Genomic DNA, 15908 nt, shown 5'->3' with positions numbered 1-15908 from the left:
CACCGGCGCTGGCCGCTGTGCCGTTTTCGCTTAACCGTTTCGAATCGAATAGACGCATTGTCCGGAGTTCACTGATGAACCTGAAAGACGCATCGCTGCTCAAGAACGCCGCCTATATCAACGGCGAATGGCAAGGCGCCGAAGACGGCGCCACGCTCGACGTGGTCAATCCCGCCACCGGCGCGCTGATCGGCACGGTGCCGCGCATGGGCGCCGCCGAAACGCGCCGCGCGATCTCCACCGCCAACGCCGCCTGGCCCGCATGGCGCGCCAAGACCGCGAAGGAGCGCAGCGTCATCCTGCGCAAGTGGCACGATCTGATGATCGAAAACGCCGACGACCTCGCGCTGATCCTCACCACCGAGCAAGGCAAGCCGATCGCCGAAGCCAAGGGCGAAATCGGTTACGCCGCCTCGTTCCTCGAATGGTTCGCGGAAGAAGGCAAGCGCGTCTACGGTGACACTATTCCGACGCCCGCCAACGACAAGCGCATTGTCGTGACGAAGGAAGCCATCGGCGTGTGCGCCGCGATCACGCCGTGGAATTTCCCCGCCGCGATGATCACGCGCAAGGTCGGCCCCGCACTCGCGGCCGGCTGCCCGATCGTGCTCAAGCCCGCTGAAGCCACGCCGTTTTCGGCGCTCGCGCTGGCCGTGCTGGCCGAACGCGCAGGCGTGCCGGCAGGCGTGTTCAGCGTCGTCACGGGCGACCCGAAGGCGATCGGCGGCGAACTCACCAGCAACCCGATCGTGCGCAAGCTCTCGTTCACGGGCTCGACGCCGGTGGGCCGTCTGCTGATGAGCCAGTGCGCCGCGACCGTCAAGAAGGTCTCGCTCGAACTGGGCGGCAACGCGCCGTTCATCGTCTTCGACGACGCCGATCTGGACGCCGCAGTCGCAGGCGCCATCGCCTCGAAGTATCGCAACAGCGGCCAGACCTGCGTGTGCACGAACCGCTTCTACGTGCATGACGCCGTCTACGACGCGTTCGCCGCCAAACTGCGCGATGCGGTGGAAAAGCTCAAGGTGGGTCTGGGCACGGAAGCCGGCGTGACGCAAGGCCCGCTCATCAACGAAGCGGCCGTGCTCAAGGTGGAATCGCACATCGAAGACGCGCTCGGCAAGGGTGCGCAGGTGCTGACGGGCGGCAAGCGCCACGCGCTCGGCCACGGCTTCTTCGAGCCGACCATCCTCACGGGCGTCACGCCCGCGATGAAGGTTGCGCGCGACGAAACTTTCGGCCCGCTCGCGCCGCTGTTCCGCTTCTCGTCGGATGAAGAAGTGATCAAGATGGCCAACGACACGGAATTCGGTCTGGCCGCCTACTTCTACAGCCGCGACATCGGCCGCGTCTGGCGCGTGGCGGAAGCGCTCGAATACGGCATGGTGGGCATCAACACCGGCCTGATCTCGAACGAAGTCGCACCGTTCGGCGGCGTGAAGCAATCGGGTCTGGGCCGCGAAGGTTCGCACTACGGTATCGACGACTATGTCGTCATCAAGTACCTGTGCATGGCCGGCATGTAAGCCGTCGTCCGATGCACAACGGGCGCCATAACAGGCGCCCGTGCTTGTAGAAGTCGATAAACCGGCGCGTGGCGATCTGTTCGCTGCGCGCCGGTTTTGCTTTTGCGCACGGCTTATTGCGTCGCGCCGACCGGCGTAATCTGCGTGGCGTAGGCCGAAACAAAAACGGCGTGAATCGTGTCGCCGACCTTGAGCGTCTTGAGGTCGACATCCGGCGTCGCCTGCACCGTCACGGTCTGATACGCACCCCGCAGCGTGACCTCGCGTTTCTTTGCGTTGATGTGCTTGACCGTCGCCTGCACCTCGACCTGGCGCGCCGCGTCGTAACCCGACGACGCCGGCAGATAGACGTTGGTATCGACGCGCTTGCGGATGCCCTTGTCCTTGCCCGTCACCTTCTCCGCCGTCACGAGCAGCGCGTTCTTGTAAAGCACGTCGACCGTATCGCCGACGTTGAGTTGATCGAAATTGCTGACCTGCTTGCTCAATCCGATATCGAGATCGTTACCGCGCGGACCGCGCAGTGTGACGATGCGCGCACCGCGATCGATGCCGACGATTTTGGCCTGGACGTGAACCGGTTCGGCATTGGCGAGAACCGATTGCGCCTGCGCAGCCAGCGCCGATTGCTGCGGCGCCGATGCGGGCTGCGCGTCTTGCGCAAACGCCGCCTGCGACAGGCCTACGTCCATCATTAGTGCTGCTATCAAAACCAATGCGTTTTTCATTGTCGTTCTCCTCTTTACGGTGAATTCATTCGCCTGACCGGCGCGTTGGCGCTGGGCCGATGTGCGAGCGATTCTACGCGGGAGCCCAAAACGCGGGCCGCTGAATGCACCGGCGTTGATCGAGATTATTCGCCGCTAATTTGAGGTGTTTTGTTTGAAAATGTTTGGCGACCGCCAATGAAATTCTCACGGCAATTGTTGCTCATTGTTGAATTTTAAGAATATCGAAAGCAGAAAAGCAAAAAGCCGCGAGTCCTGAAAGACTCGCGGCTTTGTTGAGCCGATTGATCCGAATTAGTGACGAACTAAAAGCGAATCCAACGCGGCAAATTACACGCGCTCGATCGCAATCGCAATGCCTTGACCGACGCCGATACACATCGTGCACAGCGCGTAGCGACCGCCGGTGCGATGCAGTTGATACATCGCCGTCGTCACGAGACGCGCGCCGCTCATACCCAGCGGATGACCCAGCGCAATCGCGCCGCCATTCGGATTGACGCGAGGATCGTCGTCCGCGACACCCAGCATGCGCAGCACCGCCAGACCTTGCGAAGCAAACGCTTCGTTCAGCTCGATCACGTCGAACTGATCGATCGTCATGCCGAGACGCGCGAGTAGCTTCTGCGTCGCCGGGCCCGGGCCAATGCCCATGACGCGCGGCGCGACCCCTGCCGTCGCCATGCCGATCACGCGCGCACGCGGGATCAGGCCAAAGCGCTTCGCGTTTTCTTCGTTGGCGAGCAACAGCGCGCACGCGCCGTCGTTCACGCCCGAGGCATTGCCTGCCGTCACCGAACCGTCCGGACCCACCACGCCCTTGAGCTTCGCCAGCGCTTCGAGCGAAGTCTCGCGCGGATGCTCGTCGCGCGACACCACCAGCGGATCGCCCTTCTTCTGCGCGATGCTGACCGAGACGATTTCCTGCGCCAGCGTGCCGTCGGCGATAGCGCGCGCGGCCTTCTGCTGGCTGCGCACCGCGAACGCGTCCTGATCGGCGCGGCTCACGTTGAAATCGACGGCGACGTTCTCAGCCGTTTCCGGCATCGAATCGACACCATATTGCTGCTTCATCAGCTTGTTGACGAAACGCCAGCCGATGGTCGTGTCGTAGATCGCAGCATCGCGCGCGAAGGCGGTGTTCGCCTTGCCCATCACGAACGGGGCGCGGCTCATGCTTTCCACGCCGCCGGCGATCATCAGGCCGGTTTCGCCCGACTTGAGCGCGCGCGCGGCGATCCCCACGGCATCCATGCCCGAACCGCACAGACGGTTGACGGTCGAACCCGGCACCGCCTGCGGCAAGCCCGCCAGCAGCGACGACATGCGCGCGACGTTGCGGTTGTCTTCGCCAGCCTGGTTTGCGCAACCGTAGATCACATCGTCGATCGCCGCCCAGTCGACTTCCTTGTTGCGCTCCATGAGCGCCTTGAGCGGCACCGCGCCCAGATCGTCAGCGCGAACCTGTGCAAGGGCGCCCGCGTAGCGGCCGATCGGCGTGCGAATTGCGTCGCAGATGAATGCTTCCGTCATAAGAGTCTCCTGTCGATTGCGCGCGCGATGTGAGCGTCGGACGCAATCCCATGCAAAACCAGTTGGGATCGACGGACTGCGCGGGCGAAGAATGAGGTATCGAACGCGCACGTCCTCGTGCGTTTTGTTCGACCTACGAACTCATGGTCGATAATCGAACATTTGGCGCCCATGATAGGCGTCGCGGCGCGCGAGTGTCAAGCAGGGGTATCCGCAGGTCGCGGTGGCCATACCAGAAGATTACAGCCGCAAAAACGACGAAGGCCGCGCGAGACGGAAGTCTCGCGCGGCCGGGGACTTGGGCATGGCGAATCGCCAAATGCCCTCGTTCAGGCGATTTCGCTCAATTGCAGAAACGAGTCGTGTCGGGCAGCAGTCTGCGTTTGCGCGGCAGCCATGCGGGGCGCGGGAAAGGGATGTTTCGGCGCGGGCAGGTCTTTCAGTCTTTCGCGCGTAGCGTGCGTAACCAACTCGTGCAAAGACGTCCGTCCGGCACCCGTTTTGAAAAAGTGCGGCTCGATGATTTCAAATCCTCGATTGTCCAGCGACTGATACCGGCGATAGATCCAGTACGCGACGTTGTCGGCCATCTGGATAAGCCGGGAAGCTTTTGAATCAAGGAACATCGGGACTTCTGCGAAGTTCCTGAGCTTGCCGCTGCCGTGCCCTGTGTGCTTGAACACGCGATGTAGCGTCTGCACGTTCTGTTCGACGGCAGATTTCGAGCGATCCAGAATGAAAATGCCGCGTGCCGGCTCGCCATACTTTTGATAGCGATACGCGAGCCAATCATCGAAGCACTTTGCCAGCAGCTCGTAGCAGTACGGCAAGATTTCAGCCGGCTTCATCATCGACTTTTCAACAACAGCGGCAACAACACTGACTTTGGACTGCTTATTTTCCAGCAGACGCAAAACATCGGCGGCAGCCTGAGCCCTCTCAGCGGGTGAAAACTTGTCCCAACCGTCTTTCGCTGCGCGCATGGGACCGGCGTGCAACTCTCGATACTTTCCGTCTACCTCGAAGCGAGCGGCGATTGGATTGATCCGCGACTCCAGCCAATGCGTCTGGCGCTCGAACAACATGATTCCACCCAATACGAAGAACTGGCTATTGGGGTCATCAGGGGAACCGGAATCGTCCAGGTATGCGAGATACATACAGCTTCCGTAGCACCAATGAAAAGGCCACCCGAAGGTGGCCCAGGGAATCGGTAAGCCGAGTGGGTCAATTGCCCAACGCACTGCAAAACGTCATCGGTCAGTACTCTCGACTCGAAAAAATCTTAGCCGAGACTAACTGCGCTGTAAACCAGCGGGATTGATGAATCGCAAGCTTGAGGTGGCGCGTTGCCGGAGAGTGGTCTAGTCGCCTCCTACACCAAGGCTCCCAGACCCGAGCAACTTATCGCGACATCATATTCATACTAACGTTATGCATGACCCAGATCGTGCCGAAAATCAGGAACGCTGCGGCCAGCACCGTGTAAGCCAGCGACAGCACGTTCCAGCCTTGTCCCGGCGACGCATTCAGGTGCAGGAAAAACACCAGATGGACGATCACCTGCACAAAGGCCAGCACCGCAAGAATGCCGAGACCGGTGCCCGGCGCAAAGCCGCCGTGCAGAACAATGCCAAATGCACCGGCGGTCAGCAGCACCGAGAGGATAAAGCCCGCCGCGTAGCTGCCGAAGGTGCCATGGGCTTCGCTATGAGAATGGGCCATTTAGAGCACGCTCCCGAGATAGACAAAAGTAAACACGCAGATCCACACCACATCCAGGAAGTGCCAGAAGAGACTCAGACACGTCAGGCGACGCACTTCGCGCTCGTCCAGTTGCGGACGGCGCAGGACCTGGATCATCAGCACGGCCATCCAGACGAGACCGAAGAACACGTGCAGACCGTGCGTGCTGACCAGCACGAAGAACGACGAGAGAAACGCGCTGCGCTGCGGACCGGCGCCATCGGCGATCAGGTGCGAGAACTCGCGCAGTTCGAGCACGAGGAACGTCGCACCCAGAATGAAGGTGACGGCGAGCCAGCCCAGCACCGCGCCACTCTTGCGCTGCTGCGCGCCGAGCATCGCGAAACCGTAGGTGATGCTCGACAGCAGCAGCACGGCGGTTTCGATCGCCACGCCGGTGACGTCGAACAGATCCTTGCCCGTCGGGCCGCCGGCGTACTGGTGTGCGAGCACGCCAAACGTCGCGAACAGCGAGGCGAACAGCACGCAGTCCGTCATCAGGTAGATCCAGAAGCCGAACACCGAGTTCGACGGCGGATGATCGTGATGATCGAATTCGGCGAGCGTTGTCGCATTGGTTTTCTGTAGCATGGCTTAGGCCTCCACTGCCGCCAGATCGCGCTCGACGGCAACCGTCGCGCGATGGCGCTTCTCTTCGATCTCGCGAACCTTCGCGGCCGGAATGTAATAGCCGTCGTCGTCGCTGAAACTGCGCGCGGCGATCGTCACGACGATGGCGACGAACGCCAGCACGGCGAGCCAGACGATGTGCCACACGCCTGCAAAACCCAGCACCAGGCTGAACATGCCGACGAAAAAGCCCGCCGACGTATTCGACGGCATATGGATATCGCTGTACTTCGCCGCCAGGCCCAGACCGCGGCCCGTTTCCTTCATATGGGCGAACGCATCGATTTCCTGCACCTGCGGAATGACCGCGAAGTTATAGACCGGCGGCGGCGACGAAGTCGCCCATTCGAGCGTGCGGCCATCCCACGGATCGCCGGTGACGTCCTGGCATTCCGCCTTGTTGCGATTGACGAACGCCATCACCCACTGCAGCACCTGGAACACCACGCCCAGCGCAATGATCGCCGCGCCGATTGCTGCGACGACGAAATACGGCTGCCAGGCGGGATTGTCGTAATGGTTCAGACGGCGGGTGGCGCCCATGAAGCCCAGTACGTAGAGCGGCACGAAGGCGACGTAGAAGCCGACGAACCAGCACCAGAACGACGCCTTGCCGAGCTTTTCGTTCGGCTTGAGGCCGAACACCTTCGGGAACCAGTAGTGCAGGCCCGCGAGGTAGCCGAACACCACGCCGCCGATGATGGCGTTATGGAAGTGAGCGATCAGGAACAGCGAGTTGTGCAGCACGAAATCCGCGCCCGGGATCGCCATCATCACGCCGGTCATGCCACCGATCGAGAACGTCACCATGAAGCCGATCGTCCACAGCACCGGTGCGGTGAACTGGATGCGGCCGCGATACATCGTGAACAGCCAGTTGAAGATTTTCACGCCCGTAGGAATCGCGATCACCATCGTCATGATGCCGAAGAACGCGTTGACGTCGGCGCCCGAGCCCATCGTGAAGAAGTGGTGCAGCCACACGAGGAAAGCCAGGATCATGATGGCGCACGAGGCATACACCATGGTCTTGTAACCGAACAGCGGCTTCTTCGAGAACGTGGCCATGACTTCCGAATAGATGCCGAACGCAGGCAGCACGAGGATGTACACCTCGGGGTGGCCCCAGGCCCAGATCAGGTTCAGATACAGCATGACGTTGCCGCCGCCGTCATTCGTGAAGAAGTGCGTGCCGACGTAACGGTCGAAGCCCAGCAGAGCGAGCGCGATCGTGAGGATCGGGAACGTGGCCATGATTAGCACGTTCGAGCACAGCGCGGTCCACGTGAACACCGGCATCTTCATGAGGCTCATGCCCGGCGCGCGCATCTTCAGGATGGTGACGAAGAAGTTGATGCCGGTAATGAGCGTGCCCACACCCGAAAGCTGCAGCGACCAGATGTAGTAGTCGACGCCCACGCCCGGACTGAACTGCAATTCCGACAGCGGCGGATACGCGAGCCAGCCCGTTTGCGCGAACTCGCCGACCACCAGCGACAGGTTGATGAGGATCGCGCTGATTGCCGTCATCCAGAACGACAGCGAGTTCAGGAACGGGAACGCCACGTCGCGCGCGCCGATCTGCAGCGGCACCACGAGGTTGAACAGGCCAACCATGAGCGCCATCGCCATGAAGAAGATCATGATGACGCCGTGCGCCGAGAAGATCTGGTCATAGTGATGCGGCGGCAGATAGCCTGGCGCGTCGAAGGCGATGGCCTGCTGGATGCGCATCATGACGGCGTCGGCAAAGCCGCGCACGAGCATCAGCACCGCCACGATGATGTACATCAGGCCGATGCGCTTGTGGTCCACGCTCGTGAGCCATTCGGACCAGATGTATTGCCACTTGCCGGCCCAGGTCACGAGACCGAGCACGGCGACCACGATCAGCGCCATGAACGCCGCGGCGCCCATGATGATCGGCTGATCGAACGGGATCGCCTCTAAGGTGAGTTTTCCGAACATGACTGCTTACCCCTTGGTCACGCACGACGGGTCATTGAAGTCCGTGACGTGGCCGTTGTTGTACTTCGCGATGATGTTGTTGAAGAGCTTCGGGTCGACGGTCGAGAAGTACTGCACCGGCGCCTTCTCGGTCGGCTGGGCGACGCCCGCGTACTGGTCCATCGACAAACCGTCGTGCGAGGCCTTGACCTTTTGCACCCACGCGTCGAAATCCTGCTGGCTGGTGGCGAGCGTGCGGAACTTCATGTCGGAGAAGCCTTTGCCGCTGTAGTTGGCTGAAATGCCTTCGTAGTTGCCGGCTTCGTCGGCGACGAGATGCAGGCGCGTCTGCATGCCCGCCATCGCGTAGACCTGGGTGCCCAGTTGCGGGATGAAGAACGAATTCATCACCGAATCCGAGGTGATGCGGAAGTTGACCGGCGTACCCACCGGCACAGCAAGCTGGTTCACCGTGGCAATGCCGAGATCCGGATAGATGAAAAGCCACTTCCAGTCGAGCGCGACAACCTCGACATTGATGGGCTTCACGTTCGATTCGAGCGGCTTGTAGGGATCGAGCTCGTGCGTGGTCTTCCAGGTGAGCACCGCGAGGAACAGGATGATGATGGCCGGAATGGTCCAGACGACGACTTCGATTGCCGTGGAATGCGCCCATTTGGGCGCGTAGGTGGCGTTGCGGTTGGACGCGCGGTAGCGCCAGGCGAAATAGAGCGTGAGCAGGATCACCGGCACCACCACCAGCAACATGGCCCATGTGGCCGTGGCGATGAGGGATTTTTCGGCCACGCCAACGCTGCCTTTGGGGTCAAGCACTGTGAGGTTGCCGCTACATCCCGCGAGCGTGGCGATGAGCCCGCCGCCGAGGGGGATTAACCACCTTTTGAAGGCTTTTCTCTTCATGTTTGCCTGCTTTTCCGTTTAATCACTTTGAACGCTGTCACGCATCCGCATTGCAAAACCCGCCATGCAAAATGCACCCGTACCGTTTTTAGCGAAATTCTACGGAAACGACTTATTCAGAAATTTGATTTAGGCTAAGGTTTATTGAGGCCTTAAAGCGTATAGCCCCCAACGCGACGGAACGACACACATATCTTTCATTTATCTTTCGCACCGCCGCAGCCGCCAGCGCGACAAGGCGCCGCAGGCCGTTGCAACTGCTTGCCAGGCGAAGAATCGCGTGAATGTGGCGAAAGGTTGTGATTAGCGTAGAAAGCAGAAAATGACCGGCACCCGTGATGACCGAGCGGGTCTTTTTAATTAATCACGACGCAAATAAATAAATTAATGCGCATTATCGATATTCAATCGAAGCGTCAATTCGATTACCCCGCAATTTGCTTGCGAAAAATCAAATGACCTGTTCGGAGAAACGACACGTCCCGCTTGCATTATTCGCGCCGATGCGCCACAACACCGCCGCGCGCCGGTTGGCGAAACAAAGCGCTTGCGCTATCGTCATGGGTTCCTTTCGCGCCGCCTCCAGCCCTTGATCCGACGCCACGACGCCATGAACCCCGCTAACCGCGTTCCGCCCGCCCCTTCCGACGAGCAGACGGACATTCCCGAAAAGCCGGGCGACTCCTATGTGCAGTCGTTCGCGCGCGGGCTTTCCGTGATCCGCGCGTTCAACGCCGAGCACCCCGAGCAGACGCTCACCGACGTTGCCGCCGCCACCGGCCTCACGCGCGCGGGCGCGCGGCGCATCCTGCTCACGCTGCAAACGCTGGGCTACGTCGAAGCCGAAGGGCGGCTGTTCCGCCTCACGCCCAAGATTCTCGACCTCGGCTTCGCCTATCTGACGTCGATGCCGTTCTGGAATCTGGCCGAGCCGGTGATGGAAGCCCTTTCCGGTGAGGTGCACGAAAGCTGCTCGGCGGCCGTGCTGGATCGCACCGAGATCGTCTACGTGCTGCGCGTGCCCACGCACAAGATCATGACGATCAATCTGTCGATCGGCAGCCGCCTGCCCGCCTATTGCACTTCCATGGGGCGCGTGCTGTTGTCCGCGCTCGACGAGGACGCGCTCGACGCCACACTGGGCGCGTCGCCGCTCTATGCGCACACGCCGCGCACCGTGACGGACAAGGAAGAACTCAAGAAGATCATCGCCCAGGTCCGCCAGCAGGGCTGGGCCATCGTCGATCAGGAACTGGAGGGCGGGCTGATCTCGATCTCCGCGCCCATCCGCAACCGTCAGGGGCGCGTGATCGCCGCGATGAACATCAGCGGCAATGCACAGCGCACCTCGGCGAAGCAGATGGTCAAGACCTTCCTGGAGCCGCTGCAGCAAGCGGCCCAGCGCGTGTCGGGGATGGTTTCGCGGCGCACTTAAGGGATGGCGTCGGCGCGCATCGCTCAGGCCAGGTCAGTCGGCTGCCGCCACCGCCTCGCTCGCCTCAAACACCTCCCGCGCGGCGAACAATGCATTAAGCGCCGCCGGGAAGCCCGCATAAAGCGCCATCTGCATGAACACCTCGACGATCTCATCGCGGGTGCAGCCCACATTCAGCGCGGCCTCGATATGGATCTTGAGCTGCGGTTGCGCGTTGCCGAGCGCGGCCAGCGCAGCAATCGTGGCGATTTCGCGGGCGCGCAGATCGAGTTGAGGCCGGCTATAGATGTCGCCGAAGCCGAACTCGATCAGCAAGCGGCCAAAATCCGGCGCGATCGGCGCGAGTGCCGCGACGACTTTCTCGCCCGCCGCCCCGTCGATCTCTTTCAGTTTTTGCCAGCCTTGCGCATAGCGGTCGCGCTTCTGGAGCGCTGCGTTGTTTCCGGTATCCATGGCGAATCCTCTTCCTGTCGATGGGTTTGAGCGTCTTCGTCATGTCGCGCCGCCTCGCGCGTCACCTTGCGCGCCGCCGTTTCGTACCAGGCGATCTTGTCCGTGATCGCGGCAAGATTGGCCTGCAGGTCCTCGATGCGCGCCAGCACCTCGTTGCGGTGCGCAGCCAGCATCTCGCGGCGGGCGTCGTAGGTCGCGTCGCCTTGCGAGCGCAGTCCGGAAAACGCCTGGATCGACGCGATCGGCATGCCGGTCGCTTTCAGACGCATGACGAACTGCAGCCAGTCCATATCCGCCGGCGAATACAGCCGATGCCCGGCCTGCGTGCGTCCGATGGCGCGCAGCAGGCCGGCCTGCTCGTAATAACGTAGCGTATGGGTCGTGACGCCGGTGGCCGCGGCCACCTGACCAATAGTCAGGGCTTTTGACATGACGGATCTCAGGTTAGGACTTCGAGTGCACTCTAAGTCAAGCGCCCGGCTGCGTCAGCCCCCTTCAGCCCAGTCCCTCCGCCCCAGGTACGCATGACAGACAGCCAGGCCCCTCAGGACCCCGCCCTCCTGCGCCGCCTGCTGCGCGCCAAAGACCGCATCGACGCGGCCTCGCACGAAGCCTGGCCGGTCAGCCGTCTGGCCGAAGTCAGCGGCGTTTCCGAAGCCCATTTCGCGCGCGCCTTCAAGCGCGCGTTCGGCATCCCGCCGCACCGCTATCTGCTGACGCGCCGCATCGAACAGGCCACCACGCTCCTGCGCGACTCCGCGCTGAGCATCACCGAAATCGCCTTCGCGACCGGCTGGGAGAGCCTCGGCACCTTTGGCCGCACGTTCCGCGACATCACGGGCCTGAGCCCCAGCGACGCCCGCCGCGAAGCCCAGGCGCACGCCGACACCGCCCAGCTCGACCGCGTGCCAGCCTGCGTGCTCAAAGCCGCGCAACGCCCCGACCTCACAAGCGCAGTTTTGGAGAAGCGCCGCCGCGAGGCGAAGGCTACAGTCCAGCCATCGACCCGATCACATCGATCAAGTCGATCAAATCGATCTGACAAACCAGAGAGGGAGGAACCATGAACGAAGGGATCAATGTGGCAGGCATCTATGTCGACGATCAGGACGCGGCGCTGGCGTTTTACGTCGATAAACTGGGCTTCAAGGTCCATACCGATGTGCGCAACGGCGCCTATCGCTGGCTGACGATCCAGCATCCGGATCAACCGTCGTTCCAGCTCGGCGTATTCACGCCGGGGCCGCCGGTCCACGACGAAGCGACCGCCCAGACGCTGCGCGCGATGGTCGCCAAAGGCGCGATGCCGCCGCTCGTGCTCACCGTCGCCGATTGCCGCGCGCGCTACGCCGAATGGAAAGCCAAAGGCGTCGAGTTCACCCAGGAGCCGGTGGAACGCTTCGGCAGTGTCGATGCGGGCTTTCGCGACCCAGCCGGGAATGGCTGGAAGCTGATCCAGGCGGCCAAAGACGCCGCTTGACCGCGCCGCGCCTGGCGCGCGCCGTCGTTTTAGCCGACGTCCGCGAAGACCTGAACGAGCCAGTCCGTAAAAGTGCGCACGCGTAGCGAAAGCTGGCGCGCCTGCGGAAACATCACGGACACCGGCATCGGCGGCGGCGGCTGATCGGCCAGCACGACGCACAGCTCGCCGTTGGCCAGTTGCTCGCGCACGCGATAGCGCGGCACCTGCACCAGCCCGAGACCCGCGATCGCGCCCGCCGTGTACAGCTCGGCGCCATTCACGCCCACCGGGCCGGGCAGCGTGACATTGCGCACGCCGTCGGGCAGCGCGAATTCGAGCGGATGGGCGCGGCCCGTAGCGGGCGAGAGGTAGTTGACGGCGCGGTGCCCGTCCAGCAGCGCGTCGATCGAAGCGGGGTCGCCGTGCCGTTCGAGATACGCGGGACTCGCGACCGTCACCTGTTCGAGCAGCGCGACGCGCCGCGCAATCATCGACGAATCGCTGAGTTCGCCCGCGCGCAGCACGCAGTCGATGCCCTCGCGCACCAGATCGACGAAATGGTCGCCCGAGCCAATGAAGAGTTCGATGCGCGGATAGCGCGCGAGAAATTGCGGCAGGCGCGGCATCACGAAATACTGCGCGAGCGTGCCCTGCATGTTCACGCGCAGGCGGCCGTGCGGGTCGGTGTCGCGGAAGGCTTCTTCGGTTTCCTCGAGATCGGCCAGCAAACGCGTGCAGCGCTGATAGTAGGCGTCGCCGTCGGGCGTGGGCTTCACCTGGCGCGTGGTGCGCTCCAGCAGGCGCACGCCCAGGCGCGTCTCCAGACGCTTGATCGAATTGGTGACGGTGGCGCGCGGCAGGTTCAGGTCTTCGGCCGCCTGCGTGAAACTGCGGCGGTCGACGATGCGCGTGAAAATCTGCATCTCCTGGAAGCGGTCCAAGGGCGGTCTCGTTGAGGTTTTGTGGCGGTATTTTGTAGCGACCTGCGACTCGGCGTCATCTTCTCATGAGCCCATCGCGCGACCAAAAATACCCGGGCCCCGGCGCGGCGCATGGTGCACCGGCCGTCTCAGCCCTTCAGCGCCACCCGCTGAACCGCCGCGACGAAGGCCGCGCCCGCATCCTCGATCCGTCCGGAATTGTCGATCTGCACGAACGTCGCGCCCTCGGGCACTTCGAACGGCGCGCGCCGCGCCAGTCGTTCCGCGACCTGCTCGGGCGTCTCGCGCGCACGCGAAGCCAGCCGCGCGGCCAGCACGTGTTGCGCCGCGTTCACATGCACGAGCGTCATACGCGGAAAGCGCGCCAGCGCCTCGCTCACGTAGGCGCGCGAGCCGTTCACCACGACGGTGCAGCCCAGCTTGAGCCACTGCTCGACTTCCACGCCGATCCCATAACGCAGCGCGTGGCTACGCCATTGCAGCGCGAACAGGCCCAGTCGCGCACGCGCTTCGAATTCGGTATCGGTGAGCGCGATATGGTTTTCGCCGCCACCTTCCTCGCGCGTGATGTAGCGATGCGCGAATACCACGCCTTCCGCCGCAAGCCGCTTGCGCGCGTAGCCAAGCAACGTGTCCTTGCCCGCGCCCGACGGGCCCATTACGTAGATCAGTCGGGCCGTCATGCCGCTATCTCCTGCTGCTGCGAGAAATTCACGCGCTTCCAAAGCACGAAGGGCGCGCCAGGCTGCGGCTCGACGTAGATCGCCGCGCCGTGCACGGGCAGCGGACCCGCGTCGTGCATCTGCGCGTTCCAGGCGTGCATCAGCGCGGCGCGCGTGGGCGCATCGTCGAGCGAATCGGAAAGCGTCATATGAAAACGGAACTCGTCGAACACATACGGATAGCCCCAGGTTTCGACGTAATCGCGCTGGCGCGGCGTCAGCGGCGCGTCCAGGCGTTTCGCCAGTTCGGCGGCCGTCTGCGCCGCGCGCAGCGAGCCGAGGGTGCGCAAGGCGTCCGCGGCCAGATCCTGGAGCGCCTGCGCGCCTGCGTCGTCGCTTGCCTTAACCGCGACGAAGCGGCCCAGTGTGGCCGCCTGCGCCGCTACCTCGAAGCGCGCGCGCCGTGCGGCCCACGCCTGCGCGGCGGCCACCAGCGCCTGCGGCGTCACGCCATCGGCGAGACGAAACGGCGGCACGAGCGTGCCGTGCCAGCCATATCGAGCGGGCGCGACACTCAGCGCCGCTAGCGGCTTTTCAAGTTCTGCGGGCTGCGGCGGCGCAAGCGTCGCGCCGCTTTCCGGATCGCGGCCAAGCCACTCGCAACCGGCGCGCCACCAGGCGCTCTCGCGCGGCGGCGCGTAATAGAGCGCGAAGCGCGTCGCCGCGCCCCAGCCGTCGTGCGCGACGCTCATCGCGGTGGTCATCGCGGTGGTCATCGAGGTCGTCATATTTCGTGCTCCACCATCAATTGCACGCGGTCCGCCGCGAAGTGCGTCACGCCATATTTGATCGCCACGCCTTCCAGATCGACGTCGACGTTTTCGACCCATAGCACCGGCTGCTGCCGGTTGATGTTGAGCCGCCGCGCCACTTCCGGCTCGGGCAGCACACTGCCGATACGGCTCCATTTACGCAGATAGTCGCTCACGCCGAATTCGGCGAGCGCCTTCGAGGTGCTGTCGACGCGCTCCATCACCGCGGGGAGATCAGCAAAACGCGCGGCCGGATACCAGCTGCGCGCATAGGTGAGCGGCACGCCGTCCGACTCGTGCAGCGTTTCCAGCCGATAGACCAATGCGCCCGCGCGCAGCCCCAGCGCCTTGGCGACCGCCGGATCTGCCTTCACGCGCGACGACGCCAGCAGCTTGCCCACCGCCGAATGCTGATGGCGCTGCAGGTTTTCCGTAAAACGCGTGCGCTTGCCGATGCTGTAGTCGATCGCGCCGGGCTGCACGAACGTGCCGCGCCCCTGCTCGACGCTCACGAGACCCTGCGCCGCGAGACCCAGCATCGCGCGCCGCACCGTATGGCGGTTCACGTCGAAGCGCTTCGCCAGTTCGCCTTCGCTCGGCAGGCGGCCGTCGTCGCCGAAACCCTTCGCGGCGATCTCGGCTGCGAGGATCTGCTCGATCTGCCGCCACACCGCCAGCCCTGCGCCGCGTTCGAGCGTGCTGTGTTGCGCGTCGTCGTTCGATGTCATGGTGCTGTCATTCCCCTCGGTTTCAATAGCGTTTTGCGCATTGTAGTGGCCAGGGCGTGATGGAAATATGAAAACGTCTCCAGTGCCGGTGCGGGTTCACTGTAACATGAAACGTCTAGACGTTTAGATGAATAGATGCTCCAATGTCCCGACGTCGCGACGCCTTGCGATGTGCGCAATCCGGCAACTGTTTCATCCGCTTCGCCCCTGTTTTATCCGCAGTTCAATTCCGTTCACGACACAGGAACTCCGATGAACGCATCCTCCGCCCCGTCCACCGCCGCCGCTTCCGCCGCGCGCCGCGCCTGGATGGCGGTTCTCGCGCGCACGCCGCGCGCCGAGCTCGAAGCGGCCTTCGCCGCGGCGCTCGGCGGCGAGCCGGCG

General features: G+C 63.0%; 17 protein-coding genes. 4 read left to right on the top strand and 13 right to left on the bottom strand.

The annotated features are described in order from the left end of the window. The first annotated feature begins 74 nt into the window (after positions 1–74). Positions 75–1526: an NADP-dependent succinate-semialdehyde dehydrogenase gene (gene gabD, locus F3J17_RS31505; protein ID WP_167068898.1), complete on the top strand. Its 1452-nt coding sequence runs from the start codon at positions 75–77 to the stop codon at positions 1524–1526. A 113-nt stretch (positions 1527–1639) separates the two neighbouring features. Here the strand turns inward: gabD and F3J17_RS31500 are convergent, their stop codons facing one another. The 7 genes from F3J17_RS31500 to cyoA all read right to left on the bottom strand — a co-directional run bounded on the left by F3J17_RS31500 (position 1640) and on the right by cyoA (position 9031). Next, the gene (locus tag F3J17_RS31500) at positions 1640–2221 is read right to left on the bottom strand and encodes a hypothetical protein (protein WP_167069079.1); all 582 of its coding nucleotides are present in this window, start codon (positions 2219–2221) and stop codon (positions 1640–1642) included. Between the two features lie 363 nt (positions 2222–2584). Next, a complete protein-coding gene (pcaF, locus tag F3J17_RS31495; RefSeq protein WP_167068895.1) occupies positions 2585–3787 on the bottom strand; it encodes a 3-oxoadipyl-CoA thiolase in 1203 nt (400 codons plus the stop codon). Positions 3788–4116: 329 nt separating this feature from the next. After that, a complete protein-coding gene (locus F3J17_RS31490; protein WP_167068892.1) occupies positions 4117–4947 on the bottom strand; it encodes a DUF3800 domain-containing protein in 831 nt (276 codons plus the stop codon). A 244-nt stretch (positions 4948–5191) separates the two neighbouring features. After that, on the bottom strand, positions 5192–5512 hold the full coding sequence (gene cyoD, locus F3J17_RS31485) for a cytochrome o ubiquinol oxidase subunit IV (RefSeq protein ID WP_167068889.1): 321 nt from the start codon (positions 5510–5512) through the stop codon (positions 5192–5194). Continuing rightward, positions 5513–6124, bottom strand: a complete 612-nt coding sequence (gene cyoC, locus F3J17_RS31480) for a cytochrome o ubiquinol oxidase subunit III (protein WP_167068886.1) — start codon at positions 6122–6124, stop codon at positions 5513–5515. 3 nt (positions 6125–6127) lie between these two features. After that, the gene (gene cyoB, locus F3J17_RS31475; protein ID WP_167068883.1) at positions 6128–8131 is read right to left on the bottom strand and encodes a cytochrome o ubiquinol oxidase subunit I; all 2004 of its coding nucleotides are present in this window, start codon (positions 8129–8131) and stop codon (positions 6128–6130) included. Between the two features lie 6 nt (positions 8132–8137). Beyond that, the gene (gene cyoA, locus F3J17_RS31470; protein ID WP_167068880.1) at positions 8138–9031 is read right to left on the bottom strand and encodes a ubiquinol oxidase subunit II; all 894 of its coding nucleotides are present in this window, start codon (positions 9029–9031) and stop codon (positions 8138–8140) included. Positions 9032–9641: 610 nt separating this feature from the next. Between cyoA and F3J17_RS31465 the strand changes: the two genes are divergently transcribed. Further along, positions 9642–10466 carry an IclR family transcriptional regulator gene (locus tag F3J17_RS31465; protein ID WP_167068877.1) on the top strand — a complete coding sequence of 275 codons (825 nt, stop codon included), beginning with the start codon at positions 9642–9644 and terminating at the stop codon, positions 10464–10466. 33 nt (positions 10467–10499) lie between these two features. On the opposite strand, the gene F3J17_RS31460 is transcribed toward F3J17_RS31465, so the two are convergent. Further along, the gene (locus F3J17_RS31460) at positions 10500–10919 is read right to left on the bottom strand and encodes a carboxymuconolactone decarboxylase family protein (protein WP_167068874.1); all 420 of its coding nucleotides are present in this window, start codon (positions 10917–10919) and stop codon (positions 10500–10502) included. Next, a complete protein-coding gene (locus F3J17_RS31455) occupies positions 10853–11350 on the bottom strand; it encodes a MerR family transcriptional regulator (protein ID WP_167068871.1) in 498 nt (165 codons plus the stop codon). Before F3J17_RS31455 ends, F3J17_RS31460 begins: the two co-directional genes overlap by 67 nt. A gap of 93 nt (positions 11351–11443) precedes the next feature. On the opposite strand from F3J17_RS31455, the gene F3J17_RS31450 reads away from it, so the two are divergent. Both F3J17_RS31450 and F3J17_RS31445 read left to right on the top strand, forming a co-directional pair. Next, positions 11444–11986 (top strand): AraC family transcriptional regulator, encoded by a 543-nt coding sequence (locus F3J17_RS31450; protein WP_167068868.1) that lies wholly within the window; start codon positions 11444–11446, stop codon positions 11984–11986. Next, entirely contained in the window at positions 11983–12399 is a 417-nt protein-coding gene (locus F3J17_RS31445) for a VOC family protein (protein ID WP_167068865.1), read from the top strand. Before F3J17_RS31450 ends, F3J17_RS31445 begins: the two co-directional genes overlap by 4 nt. 29 nt (positions 12400–12428) lie before the next feature. Here F3J17_RS31445 and F3J17_RS31440 read toward each other — a convergent pair whose 3' ends face one another. The 4 genes from F3J17_RS31440 to phnF all read right to left on the bottom strand — a co-directional run bounded on the left by F3J17_RS31440 (position 12429) and on the right by phnF (position 15524). Then, positions 12429–13322 (bottom strand): LysR family transcriptional regulator, encoded by an 894-nt coding sequence (locus tag F3J17_RS31440; protein WP_167068862.1) that lies wholly within the window; start codon positions 13320–13322, stop codon positions 12429–12431. Positions 13323–13450: 128 nt separating this feature from the next. Continuing rightward, on the bottom strand, positions 13451–14005 hold the full coding sequence (gene phnN / locus F3J17_RS31435) for a phosphonate metabolism protein/1,5-bisphosphokinase (PRPP-forming) PhnN (protein WP_167068859.1): 555 nt from the start codon (positions 14003–14005) through the stop codon (positions 13451–13453). Continuing rightward, entirely contained in the window at positions 14002–14736 is a 735-nt protein-coding gene (locus tag F3J17_RS31430) for a DUF1045 domain-containing protein (RefSeq protein ID WP_167069076.1), read from the bottom strand. The genes phnN and F3J17_RS31430 overlap by 4 nt, the downstream gene beginning before the upstream one ends. A 32-nt stretch (positions 14737–14768) precedes the next feature. Further along, positions 14769–15524, bottom strand: coding sequence for a phosphonate metabolism transcriptional regulator PhnF (gene phnF, locus F3J17_RS31425; RefSeq protein ID WP_167068856.1), 756 nt, complete (start codon positions 15522–15524; stop codon positions 14769–14771). Positions 15525–15908: the final 384 nt, after the last annotated feature.

Origin of the sequence: Burkholderia sp. Ax-1719, assembly GCF_011753055.1 — a bacterium.
GTDB lineage: Bacteria > Pseudomonadota > Gammaproteobacteria > Burkholderiales > Burkholderiaceae > Paraburkholderia.
The sequence above is the reverse complement of the archived record's forward strand: the minus strand, read 5'-3'. Positions and strand labels throughout refer to the sequence as shown.

Coding starts and splice junctions, on each gene's coding strand:
- F3J17_RS31450 (WP_167068868.1), top strand. CDS start 11,444: ATGACAGACAGCCAGGCCCCTCAGGACCCCGCCCTCCTGCGCCGCCTG.
- F3J17_RS31455 (WP_167068871.1), bottom strand. CDS start 11,350: ATGTCAAAAGCCCTGACTATTGGTCAGGTGGCCGCGGCCACCGGCGTC.
- cyoB (WP_167068883.1), bottom strand. CDS start 8,131: ATGTTCGGAAAACTCACCTTAGAGGCGATCCCGTTCGATCAGCCGATC.
- phnN (WP_167068859.1), bottom strand. CDS start 14,005: ATGACGGCCCGACTGATCTACGTAATGGGCCCGTCGGGCGCGGGCAAG.
- F3J17_RS31460 (WP_167068874.1), bottom strand. CDS start 10,919: ATGGATACCGGAAACAACGCAGCGCTCCAGAAGCGCGACCGCTATGCG.
- F3J17_RS31430 (WP_167069076.1), bottom strand. CDS start 14,736: ATGAGCGTCGCGCACGACGGCTGGGGCGCGGCGACGCGCTTCGCGCTC.
- F3J17_RS31465 (WP_167068877.1), top strand. CDS start 9,642: ATGAACCCCGCTAACCGCGTTCCGCCCGCCCCTTCCGACGAGCAGACG.
- F3J17_RS31490 (WP_167068892.1), bottom strand. CDS start 4,947: ATGTATCTCGCATACCTGGACGATTCCGGTTCCCCTGATGACCCCAAT.
- cyoD (WP_167068889.1), bottom strand. CDS start 5,512: ATGGCCCATTCTCATAGCGAAGCCCATGGCACCTTCGGCAGCTACGCG.
- F3J17_RS31445 (WP_167068865.1), top strand. CDS start 11,983: ATGAACGAAGGGATCAATGTGGCAGGCATCTATGTCGACGATCAGGAC.
- F3J17_RS31500 (WP_167069079.1), bottom strand. CDS start 2,221: ATGATGGACGTAGGCCTGTCGCAGGCGGCGTTTGCGCAAGACGCGCAG.
- cyoC (WP_167068886.1), bottom strand. CDS start 6,124: ATGCTACAGAAAACCAATGCGACAACGCTCGCCGAATTCGATCATCAC.
- phnF (WP_167068856.1), bottom strand. CDS start 15,524: ATGACATCGAACGACGACGCGCAACACAGCACGCTCGAACGCGGCGCA.
- pcaF (WP_167068895.1), bottom strand. CDS start 3,787: ATGACGGAAGCATTCATCTGCGACGCAATTCGCACGCCGATCGGCCGC.
- cyoA (WP_167068880.1), bottom strand. CDS start 9,031: ATGAAGAGAAAAGCCTTCAAAAGGTGGTTAATCCCCCTCGGCGGCGGG.
- gabD (WP_167068898.1), top strand. CDS start 75: ATGAACCTGAAAGACGCATCGCTGCTCAAGAACGCCGCCTATATCAAC.